At 30.7% G+C, this 20,911-nt stretch carries 22 protein-coding genes; 6 read left to right on the top strand and 16 right to left on the bottom strand.

What is annotated here, in order from left to right:
* Nucleotides 1-30: 30 nt before the first annotated feature.
* A complete protein-coding gene (locus Q4Q39_RS04370; protein WP_303281148.1) occupies nt 31-1,383 on the top strand; it encodes a DEAD/DEAH box helicase in 1,353 nt (450 codons plus the stop codon).
* A gap of 50 nt (nt 1,384-1,433) precedes the next feature.
* Here the strand turns inward: Q4Q39_RS04370 and Q4Q39_RS04365 are convergent, their stop codons facing one another.
* From Q4Q39_RS04365 to Q4Q39_RS04355, 3 genes are all read right to left on the bottom strand, one after another.
* Nucleotides 1,434-2,117 (bottom strand): hypothetical protein, encoded by a 684-nt coding sequence (locus tag Q4Q39_RS04365; RefSeq protein ID WP_303281147.1) that lies wholly within the window; start codon nt 2,115-2,117, stop codon nt 1,434-1,436.
* A 114-nt stretch (nt 2,118-2,231) separates the two neighbouring features.
* Nucleotides 2,232-2,711 (bottom strand): hypothetical protein, encoded by a 480-nt coding sequence (locus tag Q4Q39_RS04360; RefSeq protein WP_303281145.1) that lies wholly within the window; start codon nt 2,709-2,711, stop codon nt 2,232-2,234.
* A complete protein-coding gene (locus Q4Q39_RS04355) occupies nt 2,708-3,601 on the bottom strand; it encodes a hypothetical protein (RefSeq protein WP_303281144.1) in 894 nt (297 codons plus the stop codon). The genes Q4Q39_RS04360 and Q4Q39_RS04355 overlap by 4 nt, the downstream gene beginning before the upstream one ends.
* 130 nt (nt 3,602-3,731) lie before the next feature.
* Here Q4Q39_RS04355 and Q4Q39_RS04350 point away from each other — a divergent pair, with 130 nt between their 5' ends.
* A complete protein-coding gene (locus Q4Q39_RS04350) occupies nt 3,732-4,601 on the top strand; it encodes a DUF4349 domain-containing protein (protein WP_303281143.1) in 870 nt (289 codons plus the stop codon).
* Between the two features lie 60 nt (nt 4,602-4,661).
* Here the strand turns inward: Q4Q39_RS04350 and Q4Q39_RS04345 are convergent, their stop codons facing one another.
* Entirely contained in the window at nt 4,662-5,066 is a 405-nt protein-coding gene (locus Q4Q39_RS04345) for a MotA/TolQ/ExbB proton channel family protein (RefSeq protein ID WP_303281142.1), read from the bottom strand.
* A gap of 11 nt (nt 5,067-5,077) precedes the next feature.
* Nucleotides 5,078-6,406, bottom strand: a complete 1,329-nt coding sequence (locus Q4Q39_RS04340) for a serine hydrolase domain-containing protein (protein WP_303281141.1) — start codon at nt 6,404-6,406, stop codon at nt 5,078-5,080.
* A gap of 348 nt (nt 6,407-6,754) precedes the next feature.
* Between Q4Q39_RS04340 and Q4Q39_RS04335 the strand changes: the two genes are divergently transcribed.
* Together Q4Q39_RS04335 and Q4Q39_RS04330 are read left to right on the top strand one after the other, a co-directional pair.
* Nucleotides 6,755-7,816, top strand: coding sequence for a sensor histidine kinase (locus Q4Q39_RS04335; RefSeq protein WP_303281140.1), 1,062 nt, complete (start codon nt 6,755-6,757; stop codon nt 7,814-7,816).
* On the top strand, nt 7,817-8,533 hold the full coding sequence (locus Q4Q39_RS04330) for a LytR/AlgR family response regulator transcription factor (RefSeq protein WP_303281139.1): 717 nt from the start codon (nt 7,817-7,819) through the stop codon (nt 8,531-8,533).
* 99 nt (nt 8,534-8,632) lie between these two features.
* On the opposite strand, the gene Q4Q39_RS04325 is transcribed toward Q4Q39_RS04330, so the two are convergent.
* From Q4Q39_RS04325 to Q4Q39_RS04315, 3 genes are read right to left on the bottom strand one after another with little or no spacing between them, the layout of a single operon-like run.
* On the bottom strand, nt 8,633-9,460 hold the full coding sequence (locus Q4Q39_RS04325) for a mechanosensitive ion channel family protein (RefSeq protein ID WP_303281137.1): 828 nt from the start codon (nt 9,458-9,460) through the stop codon (nt 8,633-8,635).
* Nucleotides 9,461-9,494: 34 nt separating this feature from the next.
* A complete protein-coding gene (locus tag Q4Q39_RS04320; protein ID WP_303281136.1) occupies nt 9,495-9,677 on the bottom strand; it encodes a hypothetical protein in 183 nt (60 codons plus the stop codon).
* Nucleotides 9,667-10,251, bottom strand: coding sequence for an RNA polymerase sigma factor (locus Q4Q39_RS04315; RefSeq protein ID WP_303281135.1), 585 nt, complete (start codon nt 10,249-10,251; stop codon nt 9,667-9,669). Before Q4Q39_RS04315 ends, Q4Q39_RS04320 begins: the two co-directional genes overlap by 11 nt.
* A 167-nt stretch (nt 10,252-10,418) precedes the next feature.
* Between Q4Q39_RS04315 and Q4Q39_RS04310 the strand changes: the two genes are divergently transcribed.
* Entirely contained in the window at nt 10,419-12,128 is a 1,710-nt protein-coding gene (locus Q4Q39_RS04310) for a tetratricopeptide repeat protein (protein WP_303281134.1), read from the top strand.
* Between the two features lie 181 nt (nt 12,129-12,309).
* Here the strand turns inward: Q4Q39_RS04310 and Q4Q39_RS04305 are convergent, their stop codons facing one another.
* The 7 genes from Q4Q39_RS04305 to Q4Q39_RS04275 all read right to left on the bottom strand — a co-directional run bounded on the left by Q4Q39_RS04305 (nt 12,310) and on the right by Q4Q39_RS04275 (nt 19,887).
* Complete coding sequence (locus Q4Q39_RS04305; RefSeq protein ID WP_303281132.1) at nt 12,310-13,155, bottom strand: DUF4249 domain-containing protein; 846 nt, start codon at nt 13,153-13,155, stop codon at nt 12,310-12,312.
* 4 nt (nt 13,156-13,159) lie between these two features.
* Nucleotides 13,160-15,526, bottom strand: coding sequence for a TonB-dependent receptor (locus Q4Q39_RS04300; RefSeq protein ID WP_303281131.1), 2,367 nt, complete (start codon nt 15,524-15,526; stop codon nt 13,160-13,162).
* Between the two features lie 44 nt (nt 15,527-15,570).
* A complete protein-coding gene (locus Q4Q39_RS04295) occupies nt 15,571-15,717 on the bottom strand; it encodes a hypothetical protein (protein WP_303281130.1) in 147 nt (48 codons plus the stop codon).
* An 814-nt stretch (nt 15,718-16,531) separates the two neighbouring features.
* Nucleotides 16,532-17,404 (bottom strand): 23S rRNA (adenine(1618)-N(6))-methyltransferase RlmF, encoded by an 873-nt coding sequence (rlmF, locus tag Q4Q39_RS04290; RefSeq protein ID WP_303281307.1) that lies wholly within the window; start codon nt 17,402-17,404, stop codon nt 16,532-16,534.
* Between the two features lie 255 nt (nt 17,405-17,659).
* A complete protein-coding gene (locus Q4Q39_RS04285) occupies nt 17,660-18,088 on the bottom strand; it encodes a VOC family protein (RefSeq protein ID WP_303281129.1) in 429 nt (142 codons plus the stop codon).
* Between the two features lie 6 nt (nt 18,089-18,094).
* Complete coding sequence (locus tag Q4Q39_RS04280) at nt 18,095-18,448, bottom strand: DUF1801 domain-containing protein (RefSeq protein ID WP_303281128.1); 354 nt, start codon at nt 18,446-18,448, stop codon at nt 18,095-18,097.
* A gap of 32 nt (nt 18,449-18,480) precedes the next feature.
* Nucleotides 18,481-19,887 carry an MATE family efflux transporter gene (locus tag Q4Q39_RS04275; protein WP_303281127.1) on the bottom strand — a complete coding sequence of 469 codons (1,407 nt, stop codon included), beginning with the start codon at nt 19,885-19,887 and terminating at the stop codon, nt 18,481-18,483.
* 197 nt (nt 19,888-20,084) lie between these two features.
* On the opposite strand from Q4Q39_RS04275, the gene Q4Q39_RS04270 reads away from it, so the two are divergent.
* Nucleotides 20,085-20,750, top strand: coding sequence for an HAD family hydrolase (locus Q4Q39_RS04270; RefSeq protein WP_303281126.1), 666 nt, complete (start codon nt 20,085-20,087; stop codon nt 20,748-20,750).
* Here the strand turns inward: Q4Q39_RS04270 and Q4Q39_RS04265 are convergent.
* Nucleotides 20,747-20,905: a hypothetical protein gene (locus Q4Q39_RS04265; protein ID WP_303281124.1), complete on the bottom strand. Its 159-nt coding sequence runs from the start codon at nt 20,903-20,905 to the stop codon at nt 20,747-20,749. The two genes, Q4Q39_RS04270 and Q4Q39_RS04265, sit on opposite strands and share 4 nt — an antisense overlap.
* Between the last annotated feature and the right edge of the window lie 6 nt (nt 20,906-20,911).

The raw sequence follows: 20,911 nt of genomic DNA, 5'->3' as shown, positions 1-20,911 counted from the left end.
GCTTAACTTTGCCGATTAAATAATATCATTTTGAGTTTTCAGGATTTAAATTTAAACACACCACTTTATAACGCGTTAGACGATTTGGGTTTTACAACCCCAACGCCCATACAGGAACAAGCATTTAATGTTGTTAGTTCTGGTAAAGACATGGTCGGTATTGCGCAAACTGGTACTGGTAAGACTTTTGCCTACATGTTACCAATTATTAAAAATTTAAAATATTCTACTCAAGAAAACCCCAGAGTTTTAGTTTTGGTTCCTACACGAGAACTGGTTGTACAGGTAGTAGATGAAATAGAAAAGCTTTCTAAATACACGAACAATCGTATTTTAGGAGTTTACGGAGGAACCAATATTAATACACAGAAACAAGCGGTTGCAGAAGGTATAGATATTTTGGTAGCCACACCCGGAAGGTTATACGACCTAGCTTTAAGCAGGGTTTTACAACTTAAATCTATTCAGAAATTGGTTATTGATGAAGTTGATGTGATGCTCGATTTAGGGTTTAGACATCAATTGATTAATATTTTTGACATCCTGCCTACACGTAGACAAAACATTATGTTTTCGGCGACTATGACGCAAGATGTTGATACTTTAATTAGTGATTTCTTTAAAAGTCCAGAGCGTGTTTCTATAGCTGTTTCTGGTACACCTCTTGAAAACATTTCACAAACACGTTATAATGTTCCTAATTTTTATACTAAGGTCAATTTATTAACGCATTTACTAAATGACACCGAAACCTTTAATAAAGTTTTAGTCTTTGTTGCCTTTAAACGCATGGCAGATCGTTTGTTTGAAAAACTAGATACCATATTTCATGACGAATTGTGTGTGATTCATTCTAATAAAACCCAAAATTACAGACTACGAAGTATTGAACAATTTAGAAATGGCGAGAACCGTATTTTAATTGCCACAGATGTGATGGCGCGTGGGTTGGATATTGATAACGTGTCTCATGTTATCAATTTTGATACGCCTTTATACCCCGAGAATTACATGCATCGTATAGGTAGAACGGGACGTGCAGAACGTGAAGGTAAATCAATCGTTTTTTCTACTAAAACTGAACAAGAGTCTATTGAAGATATTGAATCTTTAATGAATATGGAAATCCCGCTTTTGGAAATCCCTCCTATTGTAGAAGTTTCTACAGAATTAATTGAAGAAGAACGTCCACAAATAAAAGAGCGTAACAACCCTACAAAACGAAAAGATGAAGATGCTCCAGGCCCAGCGTTTCATGAAAAGTCTGAAAAAAATTCCAAAGAAAATTTAGGAGGTTCTTATAAATTTAAAATTGCTGCTAAATATAAAAAACCTAAAACGAGAGGCGATAAGAATTATAATAAACGGAATAAGAGGAAGTAGTTTTTAGTGTTCAGTTTTCAGTGGCAGTTTGCAGTTGTTTTCGATAGTTGTTATTTTAAATCTCTATACAATTGTGAATCACTCAAGGTTTCTTTCTCCGTGTTCTTTGCTTCTTCTTTATTCAGATCTATTTGATTTTTATCTTGATCGATCCATCTAATCAATTTATCATTTTCAAAATAAAATCTGTTTTCGATCTTCTCTTTGTCAGATTCTTTAAAGTCTTCGGACCACTTAGGGTTTTGATATACAGTTTTCGTTTTGAATACAAAGAATAGCTTATTATTCCAATAATAATATTCTGAAACTAAATCTGCTTTATCTCCTTGAAAACTTACAATTGATTTTTTTAAATCATCTCCTTGATAGAATCGATCTAGGTTTGCCATAGCCATTCTATATATACTTTCACTTTCAAAAGCATAGTTTTCAGGATTCATATCCTTGCTAACACTTATATCTTTACTTTCTTTTTTTGTGAAGCTTGAAATAGAAGCGTTAATATCGTTAAACCGCTTTCTAATTATTAGTATTGCTTCTGAATCCTTATTTATGCTTGAAGTATTTGATTCTATTGATTTTTCTACTTGAGATTCTTTTTTAGGCAAATCATTCTCTTTCTGGATTTGCTCCGAAGTTTTGTTATTATTGGTATTAATTTCATGGCCTTTTTTATCATTATTACAGGAAATGATAAGAATAATTAATACTGGCAAGTAGATGTAATATTTCATTTGGGGTTTGGTTGGGGTTACATTATGATCAGATATAAATTCGTTTGACATCTGATCATAAACAAAATTATATTTTTAAATTTAAAATCAATAATTTATAAAAAAACATTACTCCTATAATCCAGAAAACACAACTTTATTAGAAATGGTAGCTGTATCATCTATAAAAATGGTTTTTGAAGAAATGGTTGCTAAAATGGAGTCATTACTTTTATAAGCGTCTGATACAACATTATAAACTAGTTTTATTTTTTGTACAGAATCAGAAATAGTCTCAACCTCTCCTACTTGACGAATGTTTTCTATAGAAAAATCTCCTGCATAATTTGGAATCGAATCATTTGATAGCTTTCTAAGTTGTATTAAAATATCATCTTTAAATTCCGGATGTTTTTCTTTAAGTTTAATTAAATCAAAATACTCCTGAAGTTTTTGAGTTGACAAAATTTGATACCTATTCATTACAAAATTATCATCAGATCGATAGACTTCGGCATCTTCTTCTTCAAAAGCGGGAATTTCAGAGACCTTATTAACTTCATTTTTACATGAAATAAAAATCAGAATACATATTATATAGATCAGTTTCTTCATTTCACAATAAATTTAAGTTTAACAATCTTTCCGTGTTCCAATGTTTTGTCTAAAATTTCAACTCTTCCTAAGTTACGGGTAGGTATTGTGATAAACCTAATAAAATCTTCTTTGGTAAATATTTCAACCCCTATGTTATCATTAAATAATTGATATATCTGAGCATCATTTGCTATAAGTTTATCAAGTTGTTGTTTATGTTTCTTCCAGTCTTTTACATTTCCGTTAGAATAATAATGTAACATTAAAGCATAATCATCTGTAATAAGTTTAACTGTTTGGTTGGAATTGGAGTCGATAGACCTAACTATTGTATCTGTTTTATGATATGGAGATTGCACTACAAACCTAATACGAGTTTCTTTAGTCTCATAATTAAAACACCCCAAACTATCCGTTTTAAAATATAAAGGCGATTCTTCATCTTGTAAAATCTTAATATCTAATGGCGTTTTAGTTATAGGCTCATTTTTAATAGCATCTACAAAGCAAAAATGAAATTGATTTTTAGAATTCATACCAAACACAAAAAAAACAAGTACAGGAATTAGCAACAACAGCCAATACAAAGATTTTCTTTTATTTAAAGAAAAGGGTTCTTTGTTTTTATGAGTAGCTTTAAATGTATTCCAATCCTTCAAACCAACATACTCACTTAGTAAATTAAGCATGTCAATTCTCGGTAATTTTTCAGTATTATTTTTAAAATAAGTATAGAACCACTTTTCACTAACCTTTGCTTTTACTTTAACAAATAAGTCTTCTTGAAATGAAACAATGTCTTCTCCTTTCCATTTTTCAATTAAATCTGGCGCATGATTACTTTTTAAAAAAGTAGTTGCTACTTTCTTTTTTAAAAGATTGAAGTAATAAAGGTCTTGTTTAATCAAACGAAAAACTACTGATTATAAATTAATTACAAATTGTAAAACAGATTACAAACCTTTTACAATGGCTTTACAATTCGTTGCTTTGATTGCTCCATATGTTTGCTCATATAATTATTAAAAATATAAAATTATGAAAGCAAATCAATTAAAAACAGTATTAAAAATTTTAGCAGTTAATTTAATCCTTGTTTCATTTTTCGCTTGTAACCAATCTTCTAAGTATAAAGAAAGTGTTCCTGTTTCAAATGTTGAAATAAATGAAGATTTTGAATCTGTTAATGATGACGACTATGATTTTGTTTTAAAACAAGATGCATCAACAAATGCAATTCCGAAACATTTAAAAATAATTAAATCTGCTAATGCCAAATATAAAGTTAAGGATGTAAAAAAAGCTACTAATCAAATTAAACGTATGGCATACAAATACGGTGCTTATATTTCTGATTTAAGGTTTGATAATAATCTATACAAAAAAGAGAATCGGTTTACTCTTAAAGTACCTGAACAATATTTTGATTCTATGATGGATTCCATTGGTTCTTTTGTTGAGTTTATTGATTATGAAAACATTACCACACAAGATGTTACTGAAGAATATATTGACATAGAAACGCGTCTTAAAACAAAGTTGGAAGTAAAACAGCGTTATGAATCTATTTTACGCAAAAATGCTATTACTGTTGAAGATATTTTAGCAACTGAGGACAAATTAAGAGTTATACAAGAAGAGATTGAAGTAGCTCAAGGAAGACTTAAATATCTAACCAATAAGGTCTCTTATAGTACCATTCAAATTGATTTGTATGAAACTGTTGTATACAAAGAAGAGCCTACCGCTTATAACAAAACATTTTGGTCTAAATCTAAAGAGGGTATCTCTTTTGGTTGGGATTTTATAGAATCTATAGTTATTGGTATGATCCATATATGGCCATTGATTATTATTGGGGTTTTAATTTTCTTTTTAATAAAAAAACGTTTAAAAAGGAAATCTTAATAGAAAAAGTCCCTTTTCATTTATTTGAAAAGGGACTTAAATATACTTTGTAAAAATGTATTAAGATTTCTGAAATATTTTTAATATAATAATACCTATTCTTATTAAAACAAAAGTAATACTACCAAACACTGTAGTTAAAAAAGAAACCTTTAGTCCTCCTGCTAATCTGGGCGTAGATATTATATCCGTAGCTTCTACAATATCGAAGGCAGTAATAAGACCTATCATGGATCCTAAAAACCCCAACACCAATCCTAATAAGCTTGCATCGGATGCCAGAGCAGACATTTTTTTAGATACTCCTCCATCCTTATTTAAGCTTAGAAATCCTCTAATTAAAAAGAATATGGCGACTAAAAGACATATCAATATTAACGACATGAATAATGGGCCTCCTTCGTAAAATCTCTTAACTAGTTCTGAAAAAAAACTTCTTCCTTGTAATATATATAATGTTCTCATAATTTATAAATTTATTGTTTTTTAATGAATGTTTTGGGCGCATGTCCCGAGTTTTTAAGTATGACTATTTTATTTTTAATATCGAAGTCTAAAACAACCCCTAAATTCTTTAGTGTAGTAAACTCTATTTTTGGTCTGGCTGATAGCTCTAGTAAATTATTCCCCTCCGTTCCACCTATTAATGTTTTTCCATGAGCCTCGAATACCAGTTTGAAGGGCATCTCCTCATTCTCATAAACCCCTGCGTATTGCTCTATCTCTTCTTCTGTTAACTCAATAGTACCAAAATTGGGTATTATTATATCTTTACCCGTTACTGCATTAACAGCATTAAACATGATAGACATCGGATCAAAATCTAGTGCATTAGTATTTAAAGCTATTGCAATTTCTAACTTTGGTATATATATTAACATAGACAGAAAGGAATCGATCCCGCCATTATGTCCAAAAAATGTTATTCCGTTCTTTTTCATACTAAAAATGCCACTACCATATTCATTCTCAATTCTAGTCATTAAAGCGAAACTTTCTTTAGACATTAATTTATCATGAAATAATGCATCTATAAAAACAACTAAATCCGAAGGGTTAGATACAATACTCCCTGCTCCTCCAGGAACACTCATATCGGTTTGAGACTTTTCATTCCATCTTGCGTTTTCATAATAATAAGACAAACACTCTTTGCTAACTATGTCTATAAAACTACCATAATAGGTGTTTTTTAAATGAAGTTTATCTACAACTCTTTCTTTTAAAATTTCTTTATACGATTTGCTTTCTATTTTTTCTAAAATATATCCAAGCAACACATAATTAGAATTACTGTATTCATGTTTTTCTCCAGGCTGAAAAACAACATCATGTTTTATAATTCTTGGCAACATTTCTGCTTGAGTTGCTGGTTCTAACATCCAGGTCTGAAAATTTTCATCATTAGTGATATCAAATAAACCACTACTGTGATTTAATAAATGGGCAATAGTGATGTTTGATGCATTTGCAACCTTCGGAAAATAAACAGACAGCTTATCCTCTAATTTGATTTTTCCCTCATCTACCAACTGGAAAATTAATGTTGCGGTAAATGTTTTTGTAATAGAACCTATTCTATATTTAGCAGCTATTGTTGCTAATTTACTGTCGTTCTGATTGATGTACTGAAAGCCCACAGATTTATTATAAACGGATTCTCCTTTTTGCAGAATAGATAAACTTCCCATAACTTTATTATTTTGATATAATAACTCTAAAAAGGAATCCAATTGTTTATAATTAGTACTTTGAGAGAAACCTGTTGCTGTTACTAATAGTAGTATTAATAGTAGTTTTTTCATTTGCTTTACAATTTTAATATGAATTAGAAGTTTTAAACGTGTAAGTAAACCTTGAGTTTTTTATTATATCTTAAATTATACTCTCACATTAAAAACTATCGGATATAAACAATGGCTTTCCATTACTAGGTTTGCTAAAAGAATTGGTAATATTATCATAACTAATGATTTTAATTAAACATGACACAAATTTATAGTGCTTTTATAACCGATTAATTAAAATGCGATGGATGACTGATTTAGCAATTAAAATAACATCCTGTTAAAACTATTGCTAAATTGGTTATCTATCTACAAAAACCAATTTAGCTATAGAAATATGGTATTATTGTAATATTATTTAAGTAAATGCTAACAAGACAATTCTTTTTTAACAAAATAGGTCAGTTATTACTCCATATCATATTTTGGTGTGGTGTCCTTTTGTTCTACACCTATTTTTTTGGTTTTGATAGCATTGATTTTAGTTATGTAGTATCATTTTCATTGTTTTTAATGCCGATAACTATTGCTACTACCTATGTTTTTATTTATAAGCTTGTACCTAACTACCTTATAACAAAAAAATACTTTCAGTTTGGTTTGTATAGTGTATATACTATTATAATCTCTTCCTACCTCATTGTTATTTCTGTATTTTATGGATTAATTTATTTATCCCATTTTAAATATGCGGATATGGCTCCAATTAGTAGAAATTTATTTTTTGTAGCTACTGCCGTTTATTTAGTGGTTATTGTAGTAAGTGGATTTAAATTATTAAAACTTAATTTAAAACAAGTTGAACAAACCAATAAACTCGAAAACAAAGTTTTAGAAACACAACTTAAACTTAAGGAACAGCAACTTAATTATTTAAAGATGCAGATTCATCCTCATTTTTTATTTAACACACTAAATACCATGTATGGTTTTGCTTTAAAAAAAGCAGATGAAGCACCAGAAATGATTTTAAAACTTTCTAACTTATTAGATTATTTACTCTATAAAGTGGACAAACCATTTGTACAATTAACAGATGATATTGATCACATTAAAGATTATATAGAACTAGAAAAAATGCGGTTTAATGATACTTTAGATATTGTTTTTTTTACCGAAAACATTCCTAATGATATTAAGATTGCCCCTATGCTATTACTGCCATTTATCGAAAACAGTTTTAAACATGGTGCTATAAAAAACGGTTTATTATCTATTAAAATAAATCTAAACTGTAGAGACAAGAACATTCATTTTAATATTGAAAATACGAGCACACAACCAGACACCTATAAAAATGGTATTGGGTTAGAAAATATTCAAAAACGACTAGATTTATTATATAAAGATAATTACACTTTAAATATTACTAAGAATAATGATTTTTTTAAAGTAAATTTAATTCTAAATACCAACGCTTCAGAATAATTGTTACAAAGCAAAAACATATCGTGCCTTATTATTGATGATGAACATATAGCTAGAGAAGTTATAGAAACGCATCTAAAGAAAATACCGAATATTAAAATAATAGCCAGCTGTAGTAATGCCATTGAAGCATTTTCTCATATAAGAAATAATAATATCGATTTGGTTTTTTTAGATATTAATATGCCCGAAATATCTGGAATCTCTTTTGCAAAATCAATTAACAAAGATATTAAAGTTATATTCACAACGGCTTATCGGGATTATGCCGTAGAAGGTTTCGAATTACAAGCAGTCGATTATTTATTGAAACCTGTTTCCTTTAATCGTCTGCTAAAAGCTGTTAACAATTATTTTGATATATATAGTGAATCAAAAAATACTGCTATAGAAAGTACAAACAATAATGACTTTATGTTTGTTCGATCTGATAGACGTATGATCAAAATAAATTTTGATGCAATTATTTATATAGAAAGTTATAGCGACTACATTAAAATTCATTTAGCCGATAATACCATTATAACCAGAGAAACCATTAGTGCTATTGAAGGGAAGCTACCTCCTAAAAAGTTTATCAGAATACATAGGTCTTATATTATATCCATAAATAATATTGCTTCATTTACAAATGAAGAAATCATTATTAACAAGAAGTCGTTACCAATAAGTAGAAGTTATAAGAAAGACGTATTGCAACTTTTAGAAAGGTTTTAAAAAAAAGATGCCCCTTCTCAAACTAATGAAAAGGGGAGCTATAGAAAGTTGCTAAAAACCAGGAAAAGTAACCAACCAAAACTTTAACCCTAACTAAAGTTAATCCTCAATTTTTACTTGGCTCTCTACGATATCTTTAATAGGAACAACTAATTTTCCTTCTTTAGTTTTTAACGTAATAGTTATACTATCTATTGTTTCAACCTCACCTTTAATATTGTTAAATTCGATGACCTGTCCAATTTCGTATATTTTTCTGGTATAAAAAGCTTTTAAGACGTCTCCAACTACCTTTTGCGCACCAAATCCAAATGCTAAAGCGAATGCCAATAAAAAAGCAGCTAAAATCATGGTTAAGTTGCTTGTAATGATTTCTGTATTTACACCTGCTTGATTTAATGCAGTTATAGAAGTAAATATGAGAATGATAAAAAAGACCACTTGACTTATAATTTTTGCTCCAGATAAATCCATCGATTCAAAAAAAGTTTTTAGACCTTTTTTAATAACATTGGCTAAAATTAATCCGACCGTAAATATGACTAATGCAGAAAATAATTGTGGTAAATACCCCAAAAGGTTACTTATTTGCGTAGAAATCATGGTTAAATTCATAATATCTGATGCCATGATTAATAGCATGATATACATCACCCATTTCACAAAATTTGAGACTACTTTTACAGTGTCAAAATTCAACTTTTTCCCTTCAACAATCTCAATGTCATTTATAGCATTATCCAGCTTGTTCGCCTTTGCCAGCTTTAAAGCTTTCTTGATAATTTTGACAACAAGTTTAGTCACCAACCAACCAATAACCAAGACTATTATGGTTCCTATAATGTTCGGAAATATGTCGGTTATTTCAAGCCACATCCTACTTAAAGACTCCATGGCTACATCTTTAGCTTTTGTTGCTTCTTCCATATTCTATTTTGTTAATGTTATATTTTAATTTTCGTTATTTCTTACCTTTTCTCTGCTTCATAACAGATTCAATTAAATCGCCGATATTATAAGAAAATAATTCAGCGAGATCCATAAGCAACTTGGCCATGGCAATATCTCTCATAACCTTAGACTTAAGTTCCTTCGGAACATGCTTAAGTGGCTTGTTTATGTCTTTAAACGGATTATTTTCCATTATTTAAGATATTATCGTTATACACTGTTATCAACTTATCTTTAGCGCGTTTAATTCTCATCTTAACGGCACTTTCCCCAATTTCTAAAACACTTTCAATCTCTTTAATAGAAAGGAAATCCTGGTATTTTAGTAATAAAATCATTTTCTCATCAGGAGAAATTAGTTCTAAAGCTATTTTTAGCTTATCTACTTTCATATCAAGAAAACTATAATCATTGTCTTCTTCAGAAAGGTTTTCAATATCTTTATAATCTACAGATTGTTTTTCTAATTTTTTAGCGGTATTTCTAGTGACATAATTTACACAATGATTATATGTAAAGGCATACAGCCATGTTGAAAATTTCGATTTCTCTTTAAAGCTTCCCAACTTAACAAAAAGTTTTAAAAAAACATCTTGAGTTAAATCTTGAGCTTCATCTTCATCTTTTGCAAAACCATAACATTTATTATATACCAAAGTGGCATATCTGTCGTACAAGATCTCAAAAAGCAATGTATTATTGTCTTTCACAATTGCTTTTACCAGATCTTCATCGGATAATTTATTAATGTTTTCGAGGGTTTTCAAATGTAGCTTACCGCTATTTAACTGTTTATATTTAGGACATCACTTTAAAAAAGTAATATTAATCTATTTGGTACACAAAAACCAAAAATAAGTAAGTTTTATATTATAAAAACCAAATTTTTAGTAATTTGTAAGTTAAAAATTTACTAAAATTAAAATTTTACAAAATGAAAAGTAGAATATTATTAATTGTTGCTCTAAATCTATTTTTTTCATGTAAAAAAACTAATACTTCACCAAAAGAACTTATAACGAAGTCCAATACCTCATCAAAATATGCTTGCGTACCACAAGTCACAGATGCTGAATGGTATAAAAAAGACAATATAGCGCCTCTTTTAGAAGGTTATGATGTTGTAAATTATCCAATAACGACTCAAAATGCTTTGGTACAACGTTATTTTAATCAGGGCATGACTTTAGCTTATAGTTTTAATCATGCAGAAGCAGCACGTTCTTTCTATTATGCCACAAAACTAGATCCAGATTGCGCTATGGCTTTTTGGGGATATGCTTATGTATTAGGCCCCAACTATAATGCTGGTATGGAAGATGATAATTACGAGCGTGCTTATGAAGCTATCCAGAAAGCAAAAGAATTATCTAAAAATGCAACCGAAAAGGAAAAACAGTTTATAGATGCCATGGCATTACGTTATGCACCAGAACCTCCTGAAGATAGAACTGCTTTAGACTCCAAATATTCTAATGCCATGAAAGCATTATATGCACAATATCCTAATGATACAGAAATTAGTTCCTTATATGCGGAATCTCTTATGAATTTACATCCTTGGGATTTAAATGAAAAAGATGGCACAGAAAAACCATGGACTGTAATAATAGTAGCTCTTTTAGAAAAGCTTATTGCCCAAAACCCGAAACATCCTGGTGCACATCATTTTTATATTCATGCAGTTGAAGCTTCAAAGACCCCAGAACGTTCTAATATATCTGCAAAAGCTTTTGATGATAGATTAGTTCCTGGTTCTGGACATTTGTTACATATGCCTTCTCACACGTACATAAGAACTGGAGAATATCACAAAGGAACATTATCAAATATTGCTGCCGTTAAAGCAGATAGTGCTTATGTTACGACCTGCCATGCACAAGGGGCATACCCACTTGCCTATTACCCTCACAATTATCATTTTATGGCTGCTACAGCGACCTTAGAAGGTAATAGTCATTGGGCTATGATTGGGGCCCATAAAGTATCTGAACATGTACATCCAGAAATAATGAAACAACTTGGCTGGGGCACTTTACAACATTACTATACCATCCCGTATTATGTAGCTGTAAAGTTTAAAAAATGGGATACTATTCTAAACATGAAGCTAGAAACCTATAATTTAAAATATCCGAAAGCGATCAGGCATTATGCTGAAGGTATGGCGTATTTAGGAAAAGGAAATTTGGGTAAAGCTAAAACTGAATTATTAGAACTTGAGAGCTTAGCAAAAGACGAAACATTAAAAGAGATTACTGTTTGGGATATTAATTCTGTTTACGAGTTAGTTAAAATAGCTGAAAACGTTTTAAAAGCTGAAATTTTAGCTCAAGAAGGTGATTTAAAAAGCAGTATCGTACTTTTAAAACAGGCAGTAGACATGGAGGATGCTTTAAATTATAACGAGCCACCAGATTGGTTTTTTTCAATTCGCCATCACTTAGGACGTATTTACACACTTAACGGACAACATAAAATGGCTATTGAATTGTACCTTGAAGACCTTGAGTATTTACCTAAAAACGGATGGGCTTATCATGGTATAAAAACGGCTTATGAAGCACTAAATGATAAAGAAAACACAGTTCGTTATGATTCATTTTTTAAAGAAAGTTGGAAACATGCGGATTTTGAATTGTAATCGTTTACTTTAATTCTTAAAAAGGTCTAAAAAGCTAAATTATGTGTCATTGCGAAGGAGGGACGACTGCAGCAATCTTTTTAAATTAGACAGATTCTCACGTCGCACTTGTAGTGCTCCTCAGAATGACGGTCTCATTTTAGCTTTTTAGACCTTTTTTGCTTTATCTTAATAGCAATACTTACTGAAATGTATAGCTGGTTTTCACAACTTGTGTTAATCTAAAATATCCAAAAGCGTAGTTATCAGGAGTTGTAGTATTAATACAGTTTCCTCTTAAAGGTACTGGTGTAGTACTAAAAAGTCCTGTCCCTTCAGATTGTTCTATAAGAATTCCTATATAATTTGAATAGGCTTCAGAGATACCAAAAAAAGAAATATCTACTATATCTCCAGGCCTGAAAGCCTCTATTTCATCTGTATCCTCATCTTCTTCTTTTTCAAACCACCAAGGAATTTCTTTACCATTAGAAAATTCATCATCACCATCTTCCAGTATTGGCAATAAATCTCCCTGTCTTTGAAACTTAAATAAATAATAGTTTTCTTCTGCTTCAGGATCTGTAAAAATGATATTTACTTCTAGCTCTTCATCATCGAAACCGTCTTCTGTGGACTGGTAAATATCATCTATATCTACAACCGATGTTAATGTTTCATTTGCACTATACGTTTCACCCTCATGAATAACTTCTAAGGTATAAGATTGATTGATTATAGGCTCAAAATCGGTAACGACATATTCACCATTACCTTGATGTGTAAAAATAAACTCTTGCCCATTATCATCATTCGTTACTTTTACAGAAGCATTCGTAACATGCGTATTAGTAGTTGTGTCAAAATAAGGTGTTGACTCACTTAATTTAATAATTTGATTATTTCCTGTTGTTCCTTTTTCCCAATCAAGAGATGCCTCAATAACTAATCTAGTAGGTCCCTCTTGTACATCTACATCTATAACATCCTCGCAGGACACTAATGTCATAGTTAAAAAAAGTACGATCAATTTAAAATATGTGTTCATTTTGTTAAAATTTAAAGTTATAAGTTATTGCTGGCATCATTCCAAAAATAGACGTTCTGGTAGCCTCATTAATACCCAAGTCTTGATTTTGGGTAAAAGAAATTGAAGCTGCATTTTTTCGACCATAGGCATTGTAAATTCCAAAAACCCATTCTCCTTTCCATCTGTTATTGGGCTTTCTGTTGGGTTTATATGTTGCTGAAATATCTAACCTGTGGTAAGCTGGTAATCGATCGGAATTTCTAGCTGCAAAGCTAGCAATCGATTGTCCTTCATATTGATATTGTCCATTAGGATAAGTTACTGGTCGTCCTGTTTGAAAAACCATATTACTACTAAATGTCCATTTGTCATTTAACTCATAAGCTCCTGTAATTGAAAAATCATGGGTTCTGTCAAAAGCAGAATTGTACCAATCCCCATTATTAATTCCTGGACCTCCAGCATTTCCTCCTAAGGTTCTTTGTTCTGCCTTAGATAAAGTATATGAAACCCATCCTGTAAATCTGCCTTCATTTTTACGAAATAAAAGCTCTAAACCATAAGCTCTGGCCTCTCCATTTAAAATCTCTGTTTCTATATTGTTTGTACCTATTAAATCAGATCCATCAATGTAATCTATTCTATTATCTGTTGTTTTATAATACCCTTCTACTTCTAACGAGTATTTTTTATCATTAAAATTTCTAAAATATCCTATAGCATATTGATCTGATAATTGTGGTTTAATAAATTTCCCACTCGTAGTCCACACATCTAAAGGTGTTACCGAAGTGGTATTCGATAGTAAGTGAATGTATTGAGCAGATCTTGAATATCCAGCTTTTACAGATGATGATTCATTTAATTGGTATGCCAAAGATGCTCTTGGCTCTAAATTTCCAAAGTTTTTAATAGTTTCACTTTTGCCATAATCTGTCTCCCCAATGGCTGTACCTCGCTCATAAATACCCAAAAGACTATTATAAACTACGGGTTGATTGTTCGCGTAATCTGTCATTGCTTGCCCTCCTAAACGACTAAAAGCACTGTACCTTAATCCGTATTGCACGGTTAATTTATCGGTTACCTTATGCTCTGCATTAACATACAAACCGCTTTCGAATGCTTTTTTTCTATCTAATGATAAAGGGTTTATAGGTGACGTTTCGGAAGTTGGTCGTACTTGACCAGGATCAAAATCATAATAAATACCACTGACTCCAAAGTCTAATTTAAATTTATCGCTGGCATAATATTTAAGATCATACTTCACATTATAATTATTAATTGAAGAAATCCAATCGAATTCATTAAGCGTAATTTCTAAATCATAATCATACTTACTATAAATTAAAGATAAGTTAGAAAATAAACGATCGTTAAAAATATGGTTCCATCTTAAATTTCCTGAAGCATTACCATAACTACTGGCAAAGCTTTTTCCAAACTTAAAGGAGTCTCTACCAAAATACCCAGAAAGATACAACTTGTTTTTATCGTTTAATTTATAATTTGTTTTAAGGTTTAAATCATAAAAGCCAACTCTATCATCATCATCTGCTGCTGCTAAAAATACGTTTACATAAGAACTTCTTCCTGCAACTAAAAAAGACCCTTTGTCTTTAAAAACCGGGCCTTCAACAGCTAATCTACTGGATATTAAACCAATTCCTCCTGTTAAAGCAAAATGCTTACTGTTCCCATCTTTTTGACGTACATCTAATACAGAAGAAGTTCTTCCTCCAAAACGAGCGGGAATACCTCCCTTGTATAGTTTGATATCTTTAATAGCATCTGCATTAAACACAGAAAAGAAACCTAACATATGTGATGTGTTATATATAATAGCTTCATCTAATAATACTAAATTTTGATCTACAGCACCACCTCTTACATGAAACCCACTAGATCCTTCACCATTTTTAGTCACTCCAGGAAGCATTTGTAAAGATTTTATAACATCTACTTCTCCAAAAACGACAGGCATTTGCTTCACGGTTTTAATGTTTAATTTAGAAACACTCATTTCTGGTTTCTTAAGGCTTACACGCTCGCTTTCTTCTGCAAGAATAACAACTTCTTCTAATTGAGTTGATTTTTCCTCCATTTCAAAATTCACTTTCTGATTTTGGTCCAAAGTTATTTCTTGACGTATATTTTCGAATCCTATGTACGAAACAATCAAAGTATAGGTGCCTTTTGGAGCTGTTATGGAGAAAAATCCATACTCATTACTAATTGACCCAATACTGGTTCCTTTTAAAAATACCGATGCTCCAAAAGCAGTTTCTCCATTTTTCGCCTCCTTAACTATACCGCTAACGGTATAATTTTCTTGTGCCGACAAAACTGCGGTGAACAACATAAATACTAATACTAGATTTTTCATTCTTTTTTGATTAATGATTTTATAAAATTTAAATATGATTTGTGTCAAACAGTTTCGAACTCGTTTTTAAACGCATTCTTTTTGTTTTTAATATATAATGTTTCTTTTTTTGATGATGTTTTTGTATTCCAACCAAACCCTAAAAGCGGGTTCAAGGAGTTTATTGACAGATTTTTGTAAGTGTTTTTCATTCTCTTTGGGATTAATAATTATTCATAATATTTTCTCACACTTACTTATTGACATTAGAAAAAACAAAAGGTTGCATGAGTAACCCTTTTTTTAGATTTTATACCATTTCTGCATTTAAATTACTGTAAAAGAAAATGAAGGTTTTTTTCTTTATACAAAATAGAAAGATAAAGCATAGCCTTAGTTACGGTTTCTTTTTATGTTGAAGTAGAAAGGAGAAAAGAGCGTTTTATTAAGGTCATTTGGATGTAGAAATGGTATTATTCTATCTTAAGAAAATTACGATTCAAAAAATCTAGGATCTTTAAACCCCTTTGTTAATTCTTTTAATGTTTTGACTATTTCTAACAACTTGTAGTTATGCCCTTTTTAGTTCACTCCATTAGTGTATCCACTATAGGCAGAACAGAAAGGGTTGATAGAAAATGCTTTTGTATATGACTTGGAAAAAAGCCTCTAGGACTTAGTTTTAGGAAAGTTGAAATTATTTAATATTAGCTACTTTAATTATATAGCTTATATAGAACTCATTTAGACTTTTTCAAAACATATTGAGCACAAACATTAAAATTCCTATATACATATTTAAAGATTTAGTATATAATGATTTTCTAATTAACCTGAGTTTTCGACGTAAGTTTTATCGAAAACATCTTATGTAACCCAATGAAATACAGCCGTTTGTTATTACAAGGAGGTACAACGTGATAATCTCTTGAAATTATAAAGACTGAGAGTGTATAAAAATCCTATGAGTTCTCATTTTGAGATTCTTCACTTCGTTCTGATGACACTTTTTAGACGCCCTCAATCTTACTTAAACGTCCATGCTACAATACGGGATATTTTATTACCCTGTCCCATATTTATAATCTTAATTTCTTTTGCTCCCAACTTTTTTAAAGACACTTGCATGCCTCTTACTAAATCCTTTTTTGAAACTAATGTTGTAAACCAAATACATTGATTTTTAAACAAAGAACTTTCATATAAATAGTTATGAATAAACGCCTTTTCACCACCTTGATACCAAAGTTCGTTATGCGTTCCTGAAAAATTTCTAACAATATCGTTCTTATTTAAACCTTTTAATTTTCTTGTGGTCGCTTCTAAAGCTTCTACTTCTGATTTATAAAAGGGTGGATTACAAATAGCTAAAAAGAATCTATCAAATTCTTTTAAAACACCTTTAAGAATGTTTGAACTATTCACTTGGTATCTTAACGAAATTGAGTTTTTTAATCCATTTTTTGAAATAATGTTTTGCGCATACTTTAATGATTCCTTATCAATATCAGTACCTACAAAACTCCATTTATATTCAGCATTACCAAGGATAGGATAAATACAACTAGCACCAGTTCCTATGTCTAAAACATTTATATTTTCATGAATATTTGATTGTTTCAACAGATCTGACACATGATGTAAATAATCTACCCGACCAGGAATTGGTGGACATAAATTAGTATCTGGAAATTCCCAGAATTTAATATGATAATAAGCAAACAACAATGCTGTATTTAATGCTTTTACTGCCTTAGGATTTGCAAAATCAATCGTTCGTGTTTGATATTTATTTTCAAATACAAACGGTTCTAAATCTGGATATGAAGAACAAAGTAGATCTAAATCATATCCAGATTTATGTTTGTTGTTTGCGTGGAAGTTTGGATTGTTTTTGATGGTTTTTATTTTAACTTAAACTATTAACGTGTTATATATATTTAAAACTGATAATCAGATATTTAAATGCTTTAGCAATGAAGCTATGTCATTCCGAACACTATCGAAAACAAAATGTATTTTGTTTGAAGATATCTAGCGGAGCTTTCGAGGAGGAATCTCATCCTTATGAGATGTCTCGTTGCTCATACTTCACTCTGTCCTTTACAAAACCCTATTCTTCTATTAAAATTCATACCGAACGCACCTTATTATTTATTCTTCTTCAACTGTATTTCCTTTTTCATCTAATTGTAAATAGGGATTAAAGGCAATTTCCCATAAGTTTCCATCAGGATCAGAAATATAGCTACTATAACCTCCCCAAAAAACACTTTCTGGTCGTTTTACAATAGTTACTCCTTTTGCTTCTAAAGATTCTATTAATTCATCAACCTCTTCTTTTGTTCTGGTATTAAAAGCTAAAGAAAATGCTTTAAAGCCATTTCCCTCATGGCTAACACCTGCATCTTCAGCTAATTTTTCTCTTGGATAAAGCGACAATAAAAGTCCATTTAATTGAAAAAATGAAATATCGTCATTACTCGATGTCATCTTTTTCCAACCAAATTTATTTTCATAAAAATCATTTGAGACTTCTAAATTATTTACTCCTAATCCAACTATTGTTAATCTTTGTTCCATATTATTTTATTCTTTTTCAAGAAATTTTAATCCTGTATTTAAAACTGAAATAATCTTTTTAATTGGTAAATCTTCGTTTGGGTTTATTCTAAGAATTTCAATTTGTTTATGTTTTGTTTTTTCTAAATCCGGATGATTAAGTTTTTTTCCTTCCTGCATAAGAATACAAGGCTTATTTGTTTCTTTATCAATCCATAAATAACAAAATACCTTACCTCCATATTCAAAGCAAGGTATTTTATATTTTAAAAATTCAATAATCGTTTCATCCAGATCTAAAATAATATCTCTTAGTGCCAGCAAAGTACATCTATTAGGCTCACTTATATTTAGATAATATGTATCTGTTTCATTTAGCATAATTCATAAAGCTCCTAATAAACAATAATTTGCTAGACTTTCACTGTTTTCCAATGCCCTTTTTTAAACCATACAATAGCAACAACGGCTATTAATATTTCGGCTAAAGTAATGGCCCAAAACACACCTGCTGGTCCAAAATCTAAAGTAATGGCCATAACATAAGCAAAAGGTAATTGTAACAACCAAAAACATACAAAATTAATATATGTTGGTGTTTTGGTATCTCCTGCCCCATTAAAAGCATTAATCACCACCATGCCATAGCCATAAAAAATATAGCCTGCTGCAATAACTCGCAAGCATAAACTTCCGTATTTAACTACATCCGGAGTGGCATTAAATAACACGATTATTTGCGGTGCAAATACTAAATATATAATTGATACTATTCCCATAAAAATCGCACTATACTTTCCTGTTTTCCATACAGATAGTTCAGCACGTTTAGGTTCTTGAGCTCCTAAATTTTGTCCAACTAAAGTGGCCGCAGCATTACTCATGCCCCATGCTGGCATTAAAGTAAACATCATCACACGAATAGCAATAGTATAGCCAGCTAATACTTCGCTACCAAACTCACTCATAATGCGCATTAAAAATACCCAAGAAGACGTTCCTATTAAAAACTGACCTATTCCACCTAGTGATACTTTTATTAAATTTAACATAACCTCAACACGAAGTACGATATCTTTAACACCTATTTTAATTTTACTATATCCAAAAAATAAAATAGCTAGTTGAAATACAACAGCTGTACCACGACCAATGGTTGTTGCAATGGCAGCTCCTTCAACACCGTAAGCAGGGATGGGTCCGAAACCAAAAATAAACATGGGGTCTAAAATAATATTAAGACCGTTTGATAAAATTAATGTCCACATCGCCACTGAAGCATCACCAGCTCCGCGAAAAATAGCATTAATTAAAAATAGTAACATAATCGTTATGTTACCACCTAAAAGCACTTGGGTATATCCATAACCTTCGGCAATAAGATCTGGTTCACCTCCCATTAATCCTAAGATTTCTTTAGGGTACAGTATACCTATTACACTAATAATAGCGGCTACAAATACCCCTAAGAATATAACTTGCACCGCTGCATTAGAAGCTCCTTTTATATCTTTTTCTCCTACACGCCTAGCTACAATGGCTGTTGCTGCCATACTTAAACCTATAGCGACTGCATAAATCAAAGTAATAACAGATTCTGTTAAGCCAATAGTAGCGACAGCATTTACGCTAACTTGAGACACATATAAAATATCTACAAGCGCAAAAATTGACTCCATGAGCATTTCTAAAATCATGGGGATGGATAGCATAAATACGGCACGACGAATGCTACCCGAAGTAAAGTTTTGTTCTTTACCTGTTACAGCTATTTTAAAATATTGAAAAAATTGTTTTAAAGAAATTTTATTTGATTGCATTTTGATTGTATTAAATATAAGTAATAGCCAAACACATAAAGTGTGCTTAGTAGATTTTTGCTTGAGAGAACCTCAACGCGGGTACGGAAGTGAATTTAAACAATCATACTACAAAGATTACAAAATAATTTAAAACTACAAAATAGATTTTTAGGCTATATTAAGTGATTCTTATATATTCGTGAAAAAAATTAAAGATGCTAAAAGCTGTTATTTTTGATATGGATGGTGTTATTATTGATAGTGAACCCATGCATAACAAAGCCTATCATGATATGTTTAATGAAATTGGAATTGATGTTTCTGATGAACTTTATGAATCATTTACAGGGCAATCTACTATTAACATTTGTAAACGTTTATGTGATCATTTTAACCTCACAGAAACTCCTGAAACCTTAGTTACCTTAAAACGAAAGTATTACAAACGTTTTTTTGAAAGTAATTCTGATTTAGCTTTAATTGATGGTGTTTTAGACTTAATTAAAGACTATCATAGTAACGGATTAACTTTGGTTTTAGCATCATCAGCAGCTATGACAAGTATTAATCAAATTTTTGAACGTTTTGATTTAGATTCATATTTTGTTGCTAAGCTAAGCGGTGGTGATTTAAAAGCCTCTAAACCTCATCCAGAAATTTTTATTAAAGCTGCTGAAGCTTCAGGGTTTAATGAAGACGAATGTATTGTTATAGAAGATTCTACTAATGGTATGAAAGCAGCAAAAGCTGCCAATATTTTTTGTGTAGGATTTGATAGTTTTCACTCCAAAAACCAAGATTATAGCATTGCTGACATGGTAATAAAAGACTTTAAGGAGATTTCGTTTAATAAAATAAACACATTGGTTTCCCCCTATTAATCGTTATTGCTTTGTGAATTTGCTTTTTGAATGATCACTTTTAAGCGCTCTTTTCTTAATGCTTCCTCAGATTTCTTTTTGTTCTTCTTCCGAGTCATTAATTTGGTATGCTTTGACTTGTTTTTGGTGTTCTTCTCACGACCTGTTTTAGCCATAGCATG

It is taken from the genome of Flavivirga amylovorans (assembly GCF_030540875.1).
Taxonomy (GTDB): domain Bacteria; phylum Bacteroidota; class Bacteroidia; order Flavobacteriales; family Flavobacteriaceae; genus Flavivirga; species Flavivirga amylovorans.
The sequence above is the reverse complement of the archived record's forward strand: the minus strand, read 5'-3'. Positions and strand labels throughout refer to the sequence as shown.

Excerpts from the sequence above, each read along its gene's own strand:
- Q4Q39_RS04340 (WP_303281141.1), bottom strand. The coding sequence starts at position 6,406 with ATGAAAAAACTACTATTAATACTACTATTAGTAACAGCAACAGGTTTC.
- Q4Q39_RS04270 (WP_303281126.1), top strand. The coding sequence starts at position 20,085 with ATGCTAAAAGCTGTTATTTTTGATATGGATGGTGTTATTATTGATAGT.
- Q4Q39_RS04360 (WP_303281145.1), bottom strand. The coding sequence starts at position 2,711 with ATGAAGAAACTGATCTATATAATATGTATTCTGATTTTTATTTCATGT.
- Q4Q39_RS04320 (WP_303281136.1), bottom strand. The coding sequence starts at position 9,677 with ATGGAAAATAATCCGTTTAAAGACATAAACAAGCCACTTAAGCATGTT.
- Q4Q39_RS04265 (WP_303281124.1), bottom strand. The coding sequence starts at position 20,905 with ATGGCTAAAACAGGTCGTGAGAAGAACACCAAAAACAAGTCAAAGCAT.
- Q4Q39_RS04300 (WP_303281131.1), bottom strand. The coding sequence starts at position 15,526 with ATGAAAAATCTAGTATTAGTATTTATGTTGTTCACCGCAGTTTTGTCG.
- Q4Q39_RS04295 (WP_303281130.1), bottom strand. The coding sequence starts at position 15,717 with ATGAAAAACACTTACAAAAATCTGTCAATAAACTCCTTGAACCCGCTT.
- Q4Q39_RS04345 (WP_303281142.1), bottom strand. The coding sequence starts at position 5,066 with ATGAGAACATTATATATATTACAAGGAAGAAGTTTTTTTTCAGAACTA.
- Q4Q39_RS04275 (WP_303281127.1), bottom strand. The coding sequence starts at position 19,887 with ATGCAATCAAATAAAATTTCTTTAAAACAATTTTTTCAATATTTTAAA.
- Q4Q39_RS04365 (WP_303281147.1), bottom strand. The coding sequence starts at position 2,117 with ATGAAATATTACATCTACTTGCCAGTATTAATTATTCTTATCATTTCC.
- Q4Q39_RS04335 (WP_303281140.1), top strand. The coding sequence starts at position 6,755 with ATGCTAACAAGACAATTCTTTTTTAACAAAATAGGTCAGTTATTACTC.
- Q4Q39_RS04285 (WP_303281129.1), bottom strand. The coding sequence starts at position 18,088 with ATGGAACAAAGATTAACAATAGTTGGATTAGGAGTAAATAATTTAGAA.
- Q4Q39_RS04305 (WP_303281132.1), bottom strand. The coding sequence starts at position 13,155 with ATGAACACATATTTTAAATTGATCGTACTTTTTTTAACTATGACATTA.
- Q4Q39_RS04350 (WP_303281143.1), top strand. The coding sequence starts at position 3,732 with ATGAAAGCAAATCAATTAAAAACAGTATTAAAAATTTTAGCAGTTAAT.
- Q4Q39_RS04325 (WP_303281137.1), bottom strand. The coding sequence starts at position 9,460 with ATGGAAGAAGCAACAAAAGCTAAAGATGTAGCCATGGAGTCTTTAAGT.
- Q4Q39_RS04280 (WP_303281128.1), bottom strand. The coding sequence starts at position 18,448 with ATGCTAAATGAAACAGATACATATTATCTAAATATAAGTGAGCCTAAT.
- Q4Q39_RS04310 (WP_303281134.1), top strand. The coding sequence starts at position 10,419 with ATGAAAAGTAGAATATTATTAATTGTTGCTCTAAATCTATTTTTTTCA.